This window comes from Rhodanobacter glycinis (genome assembly GCF_900114325.1).
Lineage (GTDB): Bacteria > Pseudomonadota > Gammaproteobacteria > Xanthomonadales > Rhodanobacteraceae > Rhodanobacter_A > Rhodanobacter_A glycinis.
The window spans coordinates 1-11,714 of the sequence record NZ_FOSR01000001.1 but is presented as its reverse complement, the minus strand read 5'-3'; the positions used below and the strand labels follow the sequence as shown (position 1 = coordinate 11,714).

Annotated in this window: 15 protein-coding genes; 9 read left to right on the top strand and 6 right to left on the bottom strand. The window is 63.0% G+C overall.

Features of this window, described 5'->3' with window-relative positions; all coding sequences use genetic code 11:
- Positions 1 to 229: 229 nt before the first annotated feature.
- Together BMY90_RS00070 and BMY90_RS00065 are read right to left on the bottom strand one after the other, a co-directional pair.
- Entirely contained in the window at positions 230 to 718 is a 489-nt protein-coding gene (locus tag BMY90_RS00070; protein WP_008213103.1) for a PepSY domain-containing protein, read from the bottom strand.
- Positions 719 to 987: 269 nt separating this feature from the next.
- Complete coding sequence (locus BMY90_RS00065) at positions 988 to 2,556, bottom strand: carbohydrate-binding protein (RefSeq protein ID WP_092700226.1); 1,569 nt, start codon at positions 2,554 to 2,556, stop codon at positions 988 to 990.
- A 668-nt stretch (positions 2,557 to 3,224) separates the two neighbouring features.
- Here BMY90_RS00065 and BMY90_RS00060 point away from each other — a divergent pair.
- The gene (locus tag BMY90_RS00060) at positions 3,225 to 4,598 is read left to right on the top strand and encodes a sensor domain-containing protein (RefSeq protein ID WP_092700223.1); all 1,374 of its coding nucleotides are present in this window, start codon (positions 3,225 to 3,227) and stop codon (positions 4,596 to 4,598) included.
- Between the two features lie 244 nt (positions 4,599 to 4,842).
- On the top strand, positions 4,843 to 5,529 hold the full coding sequence (locus BMY90_RS00055; RefSeq protein WP_175481457.1) for a restriction endonuclease: 687 nt from the start codon (positions 4,843 to 4,845) through the stop codon (positions 5,527 to 5,529).
- A 60-nt stretch (positions 5,530 to 5,589) separates the two neighbouring features.
- On the opposite strand, the gene BMY90_RS00050 is transcribed toward BMY90_RS00055, so the two are convergent.
- A complete protein-coding gene (locus BMY90_RS00050) occupies positions 5,590 to 6,276 on the bottom strand; it encodes an ion channel (protein ID WP_008213112.1) in 687 nt (228 codons plus the stop codon).
- Positions 6,277 to 6,458: 182 nt separating this feature from the next.
- On the opposite strand from BMY90_RS00050, the gene BMY90_RS00045 reads away from it, so the two are divergent.
- From BMY90_RS00045 to BMY90_RS00035, 3 genes are all read left to right on the top strand, one after another.
- Positions 6,459 to 7,121, top strand: a complete 663-nt coding sequence (locus tag BMY90_RS00045; protein ID WP_092700218.1) for a glutathione S-transferase family protein — start codon at positions 6,459 to 6,461, stop codon at positions 7,119 to 7,121.
- A gap of 145 nt (positions 7,122 to 7,266) precedes the next feature.
- Positions 7,267 to 7,731, top strand: coding sequence for an SRPBCC family protein (locus tag BMY90_RS00040; protein ID WP_092701013.1), 465 nt, complete (start codon positions 7,267 to 7,269; stop codon positions 7,729 to 7,731).
- Positions 7,715 to 8,080, top strand: a complete 366-nt coding sequence (locus BMY90_RS00035; protein WP_092700215.1) for an ArsR/SmtB family transcription factor — start codon at positions 7,715 to 7,717, stop codon at positions 8,078 to 8,080. The genes BMY90_RS00040 and BMY90_RS00035 overlap by 17 nt, the downstream gene beginning before the upstream one ends.
- Before the next feature lie 45 nt (positions 8,081 to 8,125).
- On the opposite strand, the gene msrA is transcribed toward BMY90_RS00035, so the two are convergent.
- The 3 genes from msrA to BMY90_RS00020 all read right to left on the bottom strand — a co-directional run bounded on the left by msrA (position 8,126) and on the right by BMY90_RS00020 (position 9,633).
- Positions 8,126 to 8,635, bottom strand: a complete 510-nt coding sequence (gene msrA, locus BMY90_RS00030) for a peptide-methionine (S)-S-oxide reductase MsrA (RefSeq protein WP_092700213.1) — start codon at positions 8,633 to 8,635, stop codon at positions 8,126 to 8,128.
- A complete protein-coding gene (msrB, locus tag BMY90_RS00025; protein WP_092700210.1) occupies positions 8,632 to 9,081 on the bottom strand; it encodes a peptide-methionine (R)-S-oxide reductase MsrB in 450 nt (149 codons plus the stop codon). Before msrB ends, msrA begins: the two co-directional genes overlap by 4 nt.
- A 144-nt stretch (positions 9,082 to 9,225) precedes the next feature.
- The gene (locus tag BMY90_RS00020) at positions 9,226 to 9,633 is read right to left on the bottom strand and encodes a hypothetical protein (RefSeq protein WP_008213123.1); all 408 of its coding nucleotides are present in this window, start codon (positions 9,631 to 9,633) and stop codon (positions 9,226 to 9,228) included.
- Positions 9,634 to 9,979: 346 nt separating this feature from the next.
- Here BMY90_RS00020 and BMY90_RS17150 point away from each other — a divergent pair, with 346 nt between their 5' ends.
- Genes BMY90_RS17150 through BMY90_RS00005 form a run of 4 tightly spaced genes read left to right on the top strand, consistent with a single transcriptional unit; the run spans position 9,980 to position 11,631 of the window.
- A complete protein-coding gene (locus tag BMY90_RS17150) occupies positions 9,980 to 10,246 on the top strand; it encodes a hypothetical protein (protein WP_175481456.1) in 267 nt (88 codons plus the stop codon).
- A complete protein-coding gene (locus BMY90_RS00015; RefSeq protein WP_092700204.1) occupies positions 10,246 to 10,578 on the top strand; it encodes a hypothetical protein in 333 nt (110 codons plus the stop codon). The genes BMY90_RS17150 and BMY90_RS00015 overlap by 1 nt, the downstream gene beginning before the upstream one ends.
- Positions 10,578 to 11,405 (top strand): radical SAM protein, encoded by an 828-nt coding sequence (locus BMY90_RS00010; protein WP_217638539.1) that lies wholly within the window; start codon positions 10,578 to 10,580, stop codon positions 11,403 to 11,405. The genes BMY90_RS00015 and BMY90_RS00010 overlap by 1 nt, the downstream gene beginning before the upstream one ends.
- Positions 11,371 to 11,631, top strand: coding sequence for a transposase (locus BMY90_RS00005; protein ID WP_425438635.1), 261 nt, complete (start codon positions 11,371 to 11,373; stop codon positions 11,629 to 11,631). The genes BMY90_RS00010 and BMY90_RS00005 overlap by 35 nt, the downstream gene beginning before the upstream one ends.
- The last annotated feature ends 83 nt before the right edge of the window (positions 11,632 to 11,714 follow it).

The window sequence follows — 11,714 nt, the reverse complement described above, 5'->3', positions numbered from 1 at the left end:
CAAGTTCCCTGCACCATTCGCCCGGCTGGCACGGGGTGCCGGCCGCGACGCAGCGTCCATGGCTTGCGCAGGCACTGCGCTGCTTTTTCCACTTGCCCAGTTGTTATGACTTGCCTGCCGTCGAATCGTTCATCCCGGCGGCGTAATCCGCCCGGGCGAACCGTCAGTCGCGATGCCGACGCGAGGCATGCGCGCTCGATATTTGCCGGGCCAGCCCGCGAATCCGGAATCAGAACAGCGCCAGCAACACCGGCACCACCACGCCCGCCACCAGCACGCCGCTGACCAGCCGCTGGTTGCGGGTATAGCGATACGCCATGTAGAGCCCGGTCAGCGTGGAAAGAAACAAGGCCAGCGCCACCAGTCCCACGAAGATCTTCAGTGGCAACGCATGGCGCGTCCGTATCGTCGGACGCGGTGCCTCGGCGCCGGCTCGGGCGACAGCCGCCGCACCACGCTCGTCGGCGCCGGCAATCGGCATCGTCGGCGCCGGACGCTTCCGACGCACCGGCACGACCATGGTCTGCTTCTTGTGCAATTGCGCCATCGTCACCAGCCACGCTGGCGGCGTGTAGTCGCTGCCGCGCTGCGTCTCGTGCAGGCTGAACGTCTGCAGGCCACCGGTGAACGCGAAGAACAACAACGCCGGCGCGGTGAAGACGCCCAGATAGAGGTGGAACTGGCGCACGAACTTGAGGACATTGTGACGGATGGACATGAGAATCTTTCGCATTTGAAGCCGCGAACTCTAATGGCAAGTCGCACCACCCCACAAGCGCATCAGCGAAGGTCGCGCGAAAAGCATCGCGAAATTCCGTGGTCACGACCGCTCCGGGCCGTACGCACGGAAAGACCCGGATGAGTCACCCGCAACACGGCATGCGCCGAACGGGACACTTCGGGAAACCTCCGCCTGCCGGTTCTCGAAGCCCGCAAAAAAGCCGGCCGGGCACATGGCCCGGCCGACTCTTCCCCTTTACTTTGCCCTCAGCGTCCCAGGTCGTGCAGGAAGCGGTTGGTGTACTGCAGCGGCGGACCGCTGATCCCGTCACCGGTAGCCCCCGGGCCCGACGAGTTGTCGCGATCCAGCGACCAGAAGTGCAGGCCCGCCAGACCGTTGGCCTTGGCGTAATTGACGATCGTATCCACGTTGGACAGCGTGAAAACCTCGCTGGACGTGTCGTTGATGCCGAGGTCCGGAGTCAGCTCGATCTTGCTGGCCGGAACGCCATAGGTGTGTTCCAGGTTCGTCACTGCCTGGATCGCCGATTGCCCCATGTCGCAGCTGCCGCCAACCACCACGCACAGGCCCGGGCCCGTGCTGCCGTAATCCATCACCATCAGGTTGATGGTGTAGTTCTGCAGATTGGCAGCCTTGATCGCCTGCATCACCGAATTGCCCAGCGTGTTCAGGCCGCCGTAGCTGCCATCCGACGCTGCCAGCGTCTGCAAGGTGAAGGAATAGCGCAGGTTCGGATACAGCGTTTCCGCATACGCTACCGAGGCCACCAGGTTGGTGATCGTCGCTGCCGACTGGCCGCCTTCGATGTCGAAGTCCACGCCGACCATGTGCGGCGACATGTAGCGCGACAGGAACTGCGCCATGCCCGACTCGCTGGAGCAGGAGAACACGCCTGCCTGACCACCGGTGGAAACGACATAGTCCACACCTGCACTGTCCAGTGCCGGGATATTGGCGCTGGCAAAACCCGCGGCCGGAATGCCGCCCCAGTTCTCGCTACCACATTCGCCGGTGGCAAAGGCCAGCGTGATCGCTCCCAGGTTCGGCTCCACCGTGGACACCAGGCTGCCGCTACCGACAACGGGCATCACGGTGCCGGTGACGGCCGTCTGCATGCCGTCGGTGTTCCAGTTGGCATTGATGGTGACGTCCTTGTAGGGACTGAACAGCAAACCGCTCGGCGACGGGGTGGGCGTCGGTGTCGGTGTCGGTGTCGGTGTCGGCGTGGGGGTTGGAGTAGGCGTCGGCGTGGGGGTCGGGCTGGGCGAACCGCCACTGCACGAACCGATCGGCGTCCACGGCTGGCCACTGCCGCTGGCACCGCTGCTGGTGGCCGGATCGTTGCCTTGCGTCCACCAGTTGGCCTTGTAGTTCTCACCATTCTCGCTGACGGTGGCACCACCGTTGTAAGCCGTCGTCGCGTTCCACGCGGCGTCGCAACTACCCGAAGGCGACGGCGTGGGCGTCGGGGTAGGCGTTGGTGTGGGCGTCGGGCTGGGCGAACCGCCACCGCAGGCCCCTTGTGACGTCCACGGCTGGCCACTGCCGCTGGCACCGTTGCTGGTGGCCGGATCGTTGCCCTGGGTCCACCAGTTGGCGCGGTAATTGACACCGTTTTCGCTGGCGGTGGCACCGCCGCTGTAAGCGGTGGTCGAGTTCCAGCTGGCCGCACAGGCCTGCTCTGCGGCAACCCCTGCGTGTGCCGTCTGCACTGGCGCCATGGCCAGCAAACTTACCGACAAGGCCGTGCCGATGGCGCCGCTCAGGGTGCCGAGGGCAAGGCGCGACCATTTTTCCGATCGTTTGGCATGCATTGAACTGTCTCCGGTTGGGATACATCGCTACGAATGCGTTACCAAGGCGAACGACAGCCATCGATCCTGATGGCCGCTTGGGGACAGCCGCCTCGCCGCGTCCTTGCCTCTACTGCGTGTCGTGGGTCAAGCCTGGCCATTACTAGACCGCAATGACAACGTTGTCTAGTGAATTGCAGGCATAACCGCCCTGTGCGACGTCGTAGCGCGATGCACGTCGCACAAATGCCCGCCACCTTTAACCGGCAAATAAGATTCCGCCTGACGACAGCGTCACCCAGACGCAAGTGTCCGTTCATCATTCAAGGCAAAGCAGGTCTGCCGCAGCCGCCGGAATTTGAGCAGGCACGCAAGTGACCACGCCCCCGACAACCCGATGAGCCGACCTTCTTCACAGGCCGGCATGCCCACTTCGCGCAGCGTCTCTTCACACTAGGTGAGGCAGCGTCACATGACGCGGAGGGCTTGCGGGTCATGCACGGATGACAACGATATCCTCATCGCGCAAATCCACTGGCCACGCACGCGCACGGCACCCGATACAGCCCGCCGATGCGCGGAACGGACGCACCTGCCGGAAACGTCCATTCGATCCGGTTTTTCACGCTAAAGTGGAAACCATCGCCGCGTCCGGAATGCCGGCAGGGCCTGTCCCATGCCATCGCCCCATGGAAAAATCCGCCCCCACCTCGCTGGCCAACATCACCGACCTGCTGCTCGATGCCGTCTGCGTGGTGGATACCGAGGGCCGTTACCTTCACGCCAGCGCCGCCTTCGAACGCATCTTTGGCTACACGCCCGCGGAAATCATCGGCAAGCCGATGATCGACCTGGTTCATCCGGATGATCGCAAGCGCACGTTGCTGGCGGCCGGAGACGTCATGCGCGGCAAACCCCTGCTGAACTTCCAGAACCGCTATGTGCGCAAGGACGGGCAAATCGTCCACATCATGTGGTCGGCGTGCTGGTCCGAAGCAGATCAGGCACGCATAGCGGTGGCGCGCGACATCACCGAACTGAAGCGCGCCGAAACCATCCAGGCCGCGCTGTATGCCGTCTCGGAAGCCGCCTTCACCACCCGCGATCTGATGGCGCTGTTCCAGCAGATCCACCGCATTGTCGGCGACCTGCTGCCGGCCCGGAATTTCTTCGTCGCCCTGCGCGACGAGCAACACGACCGGCTCGACTACCCCTACTTCGTCGACGAGCACGATGGCGTACCGGAATCGCAGCCCATGGACTCGGACGCACTCAGCGTCGAAGTGGTGCGCACCGGCAAGGCCATGCTGCTCACGTCCGACCAGTGCCAGGCGCTTCGCGCAGGCGGTCGGTGCCTGACCGGCCACCAGGCGCTGGACTGGCTCGGCGTGCCGCTGCGCGCACGGCGCGGTGTCATCGGCGCGCTGGTGGTGCAAACCTATGCCGGCGACGTGCGCTACACCGAACACGACAAGACCCTGCTGCAATTCGTCTCCATCCAGGTCGCCTCCGCCATCGAACGCAAGCAGGCCGAGGCACGCCTGCAACACGTGGCGCAACACGACCCGCTCACCGACCTGCCCAACCGCGAACTGTTCCACGACCGACTCGATGTCGCGATGGCCCGCGCCCGCCGCGAAGGCGAACCCCTGGCCTTGCTCTATATCGACCTTGATCGCTTCAAGCGGGTGAACGACAACTACGGTCACGACGCCGGCGACATGCTGTTGCGCGAGGTTGCCGCCCGGCTTCGGCAATGCGTGCGCGAGTCGGACACCATCGGCCGGTTCGGCGGAGATGAATTCGTCGTGTTGCTCGGCCATCTTCGCCTGCCCGGGGATGCAACCACCGTCGCCACCAAGATCCGTCTGGCGCTGCATCATCCCTATGCGATCGGCCACCATCGCCTGGAAGTGGCGGCGAGCATCGGCATCGCGTTCTTTCCTTCGCACGGCGAGAGTCGCGAGCAGTTGATTCGCAGTGCCGATGAAGCGATGTACCGCGCCAAGCGGCAAGGTGGCAATCGCCTGCACACCGGAACGCTGGTCGACCTGTCGCGCTGAAGAGCACAGGCCGATGTCGGGCCGGGCAACCCTTTGTTTCGCGCCATGCGGCAACCGTGTCGGACAGATGCAGCCATCCGCAGCCGCTCGCTTAGTGCGGCGCACCAATCAAGCCCGGCGATTGCCTGCGAGCCCTTGCTACGCGGGGCCTCTCGCCTCATGCGACCTTATGTCGCAGCGCACGCTGCCATTCGGGCGACCACGCGCTATCGTCATTCCACATGCCCATGGCTCGGAGGAGTTGATGGCAAAGCAGGCAATGCACGGCGTCGAAATGATGGTCCTGATGCGCTGGCCGGTCGGTGTCCTGATCGGTCTGGTTGTTTGCCTCGCCACGCATTACGGCTCGGGTAGCCACGCGGCACTGATGCCGGTCGGTGGCCACGAGCATGACCTGCTTGCCTGGACATGGCTGGGCGCCTGCTGGCTCGTCGCGGCGTTTACCGCTCCCGGCTACCGTCAGCGCCGGCACCGCCTGGATATCCGCCATCAGCTCGATCGACTGGCCGCCCTACCCCAAGCCACCTTCGAGGAAAACATCATCGAGGCCTTCCACCGTCGCGGCTACGTGGTGGAAGACAGCTTGCGCGACGAGGCCGGATTGGCGGAACTGCTGCTCTATCGCAACGGTGCCACCGTGCTGGTGCAGTGCCGCGGCTGGCGCCAGCGCTCGCTCGATGTCGACGCGGTCCACGACGTGCACGCGCATATGCTGATCCAGCATGCGGGCTCCGCGCGCATCCTCGCCATCGGCGATTACACCGAGCCGGCATGGAAGCTCGTCGTCGGCAAGCCGGTCGAACTGATTTACGGCGAAACCTTGCTCAACCTGTTGCAGGAAGCACAACAGCCGCCGGTGCCGAACGTGCGCACGCTGAGCCGCCCATCCACGCGACACTCGCGCCATCAAGCGCTGCGCCTGGTCCGTTGACGTCGGCTTGATGCCGGGTGACTCGACCTTTGAGTCGCCCGGTATTCCACAGAACAAACTTCAGCGCTTGTCCTGTGCCACCGACAGGCCGATCAGCCGCGACACCACCAGCGCCACGTACATCACGCCGGTGAACATCTCCAGATCGCTCACCGCCTTGGCCATGCCACCGACCGGCACCACGTCGCCGATGCCGGTGCAGGACAGCATGACGAAGCTGAGGAACATCAGGTCGCTCCAGTTGGCCGGCGATGCCGTGCCTGTAGAAACGGACGCTGGCTGCAAGGCCACGCACAACACCAGCAGATACGCGAAGGCCCATACCAGCAGGGTGAAAGTGGCGCCGGCCGCAAACAGTTCGTCGGAGGTCGCCCGGCGGTCGGCCAGCATGTACGCGATCAGGCGACTGGCTGCGTAGAAGTAGAACAGCGCCTCCAGCCCCGCATGCCACGCGCGCAGCTCGTCATGGCCGCCGCCGAGGTAAAAGCCGCTCGCCAGCACCGCCAGCACGGCAAGGCATACCCCTGGCCAGATGCGCGCAGAGGTGTAGCGGATCATGCGCAACGCCAGCAGCAGGATCACCACGCCGAAGATGCCCAGCAGCATGCGTGCCGCGTGCATGTCTTCCACCAAGGGATACAACGGAATGCATAGCAGCTGCGCCAGCAGCAGCAAGGCCGAAGGATGCCTGCGAAACTGTATCAGCCAGTGATCGCGGGGCACTCGTTGCGAAATCGTCTCGGTCATCGAAGAACATCCTGTCTCGTGGTCACCACGCCATGAAAGCACAGCCGGCGGCATTTGCGCGACGAAGATCCGCCCGGTGACGGCGGCACCGCACGCCATCCCAGTCGGCGATCCGCGCAGCGGGATGTCGATTTCCTCCTCGCCGGATCGTCGCCATGACAAACCCGCCAACGGATACGTCAATGACACCCGCCCTGCCCCGACTCTATGCCCACCCGTTCTCCTCCTACAGCCAGAAGGCGCTGGTGGCGCTGTACGAAAACGACACACGCTTCGACTATCGTTCGCTGGAAGATGCCGACGCCCAGGCCGAGCTGGCTGCCGCGTGGCCCATCAAACGCTTCCCGATTCTGGTCGATGGCGGGCACGTCATACTCGAAGCCAACTGTGTCGTCGAATACCTGGATTTGCACTATCCGGGCCCGACACGCCTGATTCCCGCGGACGCGGAAACCGCGCTGGACGTGCGCATGCTGGATCGCTTCTTCGACAACTACATCTCGACGCCTATACAAAAGGTGGTGGACGACAGCCTGCGGCAAGAGGATCAACGTGACCCGACCGGTGTGACCCGGGCAAAAGCCACCCTCGACACCGCCTATGCCTGGCTCGACCGTCGCATGGCAGGTCGCACATGGGCCGTCGGCGACACCTTCAGCCTGGCCGATTGCGGTGCGGCACCGTTCCTGTTCTATGCCGACTGGACGCACCGCATCGGCGCCCACTTCCGCCATGTGCATGCCTATCGCCAGCGCCTGCTGGCGCGCCCTTCATTTGCCCGCGCGGTGGACGAGGCCCGACCGTATCGTCATTACTTCCCGCTCGGCGCGCCCGATCGCGACTGAGACGAGGAATCCGCTGGCGGGAGGCGCCCGCCTCGACATCCGGCGTGGATTTTCATGCAACAGGAAAGTTGCCCTTTTGAATCATTCGGCGCAACATGCAACTTGAATGTTGCATGTAATCCTGATTACCCGCACGGGCCATCCCATGAACCCATCGACCACCGATCGCATCGAACGCCAGGTCTTCCTGAAAGCGCCCCGCTCCCGGGTCTGGCGAGCACTGGCCGAGGCCGAGTCATTCGGCGAATGGTTCCGCGTGGACCTCAGGGGCAAGCACTTCGCGGAGGGCCAGCGCGTGGAAGGCCACATCACCTGGCCGGGCTCCGAGCACATGGTGTGGAGCGTCGTGATCGAGCGCATCGAGCCCGAGCGGCGCCTGGCTTTCCGCTGGCATCCCTATGCGATCGACCCGGCCGTGGACTATTCGCACGAGCCCACTACGCTGGTGGAATTCACCCTTGAAGACGCACCCGGCGGAACCCTGCTGCGGCTCGTGGAATCCGGCTTCGACCGCATCCCGCCGGAGCGGCGCAACGAGGCATTCCGCATGAACAGCCACGGCTGGGACGTGCAGATGGGGAACATCGAGGCCTATGTCGTCACGCACTGAACCCGCCCCTGCAACACGGTCCAGGCGAACGCCCGTACTGCAGCAGCACGCCGCCGTCTTCGCGGCACTGGGCGACCCCACCCGCTTGCGGCTGGTCGCCGCGCTGTGCACAGGGGGCGCGTTGTCCATCGCCCAGCTCACGGCCGGCACCGCCATCACTCGCCAGGCCGTCACCCGCCACCTGCAAGTACTGGCCGATGTCGGGCTGGTGCAGGACGCGCGAATGGGGCGCGAGCGTCGCTGGGCATTCGAGCCTGCGCCGCTGGAGGCTGCACGACGCTCGCTCGAACAGGTCAGCCGGCAATGGGACCAGGCCCTGGAACGACTACGGGCCCGCGTGGAGGCTTGAATGGCCGTGGGCATGCGCAATCCATGCCCACGGATAACGCGCCCGTTACGCCATGCCCTGTCGGCGCGGCAACGTCCAGCCCGGCCGCACGAAGTGGCAGGTATAGCCATCCGGAAAATGCTGCAGGTAATCCTGATGCTCCGGCTCGGCTTCCCAGAAGTCGCCCGCGGGTACCAGTTCGGTCACCACCTTGCCCGGCCACAGGCCCGAGGCATCCACGTCGGCGATGGTGTCCTCCGCGATGCGCTTCTGCGCCTCGCTGGTGTAGAGGATCATCGAGCGGTACGAACTGCCGCGATCATTGCCCTGCCGGTTCGATGTGCTCGGGTCGTGGATCTGGAAGAAGAACTCCAGCAGCGTGCGATAGTCCGTGCGCGCCGGATCGAACAGGATCTCGACCGCCTCGGCATGCGTGCCGTGATGGCGGTAGGTCGCATTCGCGACGTCACCGCCGGCGTAACCCACGCGCGTGGAAACCACGCCGGGCTGTTGGCGGATCAGTTCCTGCATGCCCCAGAAACACCCCCCCGCGAATACCGCGCGCTCGGTGCTCATGACGCGTCCTCCACCTGGTCCAGATACGCACCGTAGCCCTCGGCCGCCATCGCTTCGCGCGGCACGAAGCGCAGCGACGCCGAGTTGATGCAATAACGCAGGCCACCGCGGTCGACCGGACCATCCGGGAAGACATGGCCGAGGTGGCTATCGCCATGGGCCGAGCGTACTTCAGTGCGAATCATGCCGTGCGTGCGGTCATGCAATTCGCTCACGTTGGCCGGCACGATCGGCTTGGTGAAGCTGGGCCAACCGCAATGCGAGTCGAACTTGTCGGACGAAGCAAACAGCGGCTCGCCCGACACCACGTCGACATAGATGCCGGGGGCCTTGTTGTGCAGGTACTCGCCGGTACCGGGACGTTCGGTGGCGCTCTCCTGGGTCACCCGATATTGCTCGGGCGTCAGGCGCGACAGGGCTTCAGGTGTCTTGCGATAGTCGGACATGGCTTACCTCCTGCGTACATTTCGCTACGGCAGAGATGGTGGTTACATCACCGCAGCAAAAGGGCAGGCATGCCTGCCTGCCCTTTTCCACAATCGGCACACCCCACGTGACGCCAACGGTCCCATCGCGCCAACAAGCCGTGCCTACTTGGCCTGCAGGGTGGCGAAGGCTTTCTTGGCATCCGCGTGCGCGCCATCCAGGGTGGTGGCCTTCAGGCCTTGCCGTGCCTGGCTCAGCGCCGTATGCAAGGTGGCTTCGGCAGCGGCATCGCCCTTGGCGTCGACGATGGCGCCCTGCCCCATGCCCTTGCACGGATCGCCGGCCTTGGCATCGAACCCCTTGCCGTCCGGCCCCACCAGGCAATTGACGACGTGGTGCAGGTGCGTGTGCGTCATCTTCAGACTGGTCGCACCCAGGGCCATGCCGGCATGGGCATCCGCCGTGGCCATCTGCTTGGATACCGCACTACTTGCATCCGCCGCCGATGCGCCCATCGGCAAGGCCACCGCAAGCAGGAAAACCGGCAGACAACATGTGAATGGCTTCCTCATGACACGACTCCGGGGTAACGCGGCAACGCCGCAGTCTCCCGAGCATAGGCCTGTGCGGGTGAGCAAAAAAGAAAAGAGGCAGGCAAAACCCGCAACGGATGCCGCCTGAAGCCAGCACGTGCGCCGCGAAACACACGCGGGACCTGCCGGATACGCATTCCGGCCAGCGCAATCACCCGTTCCAGTCACATGTGATCAGGGCACTCCGAATGCTCACCGCTGAGGGCTCGCCGTTCGGGCTGGGCTGGAATCGGCCAGAAGCAGCCGTTCCGCGGAGCCGCCCGCAGTCTGCTTGACCACGGTAATAACTCGGCATATCTTCGACCCCGGTATTAGGGGGATTGTCATGAAAACTCGTCTTTTTCTTAGCAGTACCGCCGCTCTTGCGGCCGCACTGCTCGCTGCTCCAGCGTTGGCCACGAATCTTCCCACCCAGAATCATCAGGTGGCTGCCGTGGTTGCAGGTAGCTTACCTGCCAACCCGACCACCTTGGTTCCCGACTTGACCATTGCTCCAGCCGATCAACAGGTCGCTTTTGCAAGTCATGAAAGTCACTCGTCTCATGCATCCCACTCCAGCCATTCCAGCCACACGTCCAGCAGTTTTGTCTGATGACGGGCATCCGTATCCCCGCCCGATTGGTGGGTGATAGCGTAGAGATTGAGTTCGACGAGTCGGTCTACTCACTGGATACTCTCCAGAGGGCATCTTTGAAGTATTCAGATCTGGCATCTATAGCGATAAGCCGAAGTGCCTCGGGTTCTCTTTGCGCGAAAGCTACACTTTTTGAAGATGCCAGCATCACTGCCGATGAGCTCGGAAAGGTCCTTGTGAATGAAGTGATGGATCAGTCACTGCGCGAGCGCATCGCCCAACAAACGTCCACGGAACGCAACCTGATCCTCTCATACACGTTCTCGCGGTCGAAGTTGATCAGTGGCTAATGCTGAGTAGAAAGTTCAAGGATCTCTCGCACTTTCGCCAGACGGAAGAGCGTGGTTATCGGCTGCTGCCGCTTCGCTTCACCGCCCTCAACAGTGAACGCTATGTTGTCAGCAACATGGTCGGCGAATACTTGGTGCTCGGCCGCAACCTCATCGAGGATCTTGTTGAACATAGACTGGTGTCAGGTACATCACTCTACGACGATCTGAAGTCCAAGCACTTCATCTATGACGAGGACAGCCAAGCGGCATTGCCTCTTCTCGGGCTGAAGTATCGAACCAAGCTCACACAGGCTTCTCACTTCACGGGCCTGCACATCTTTGTTGTCACGCTGCGCTGCGACTATTCATGCCCTTACTGCCAGGTATCGCGCCAGACTGACGACAAAATGGCTTTTGACATGAGCAAAGAGACAGCCGACCGTGCTGTTGATATGGTCTTTCTGAGCCCGAACCCCTCGATCAAAATCGAATTTCAAGGTGGTGAGCCGCTTCTTAATTTCCCTCTCATCCAATACATCGTTGGAAGAGCGGAAAGTCTAAACGAGACGTTTAAACGCGACCTTCGCTTCGTGATTGCAACGAACCTCAGCTTTCTTACGGATGAGGTTATCGAATTCTGCTCGACTCACGGCGTTGATCTGAGCACCAGTCTCGATGGACCCGCTTCGCTCCACAATAAGAACCGGCCTCGTCCGGGGAAAAATGGCCATCAGTTGGTCGTCGAAAATATTAAGCGAATTCAGCGGCGACTTGGCAAACATCGAGTGTCAGCACTGATGACGACAACACTTGAGAGCCTTTCTCAAGTTCGAGTGCCGGCGTAGCGCCATCGATGCGCGCAAGGCGCGCGGCAAGGGGTACGCGATGAGTCTTCAGGTACGCAAGCGCATCGAGCAGGGTTTTGGCTGGATCAAGACTGTTGGCGGGCTGGACAAGTTGCCGCTGGTATCGCTGCCCAAGGTGCGTGGTTGGGTGACGTGGACGTTTGCGGCATACAACCTGATCCGACTCGGCGGCATTGGCGAGTGGTGGAATCCATCGCCAACGTGAGCCGCGACGGGAGGCGTGCGCCCGGAACCTGGAAAAGGGTCTTCACCCAAACGGACATGCACCTGCTGCGATAGAAAAACTCT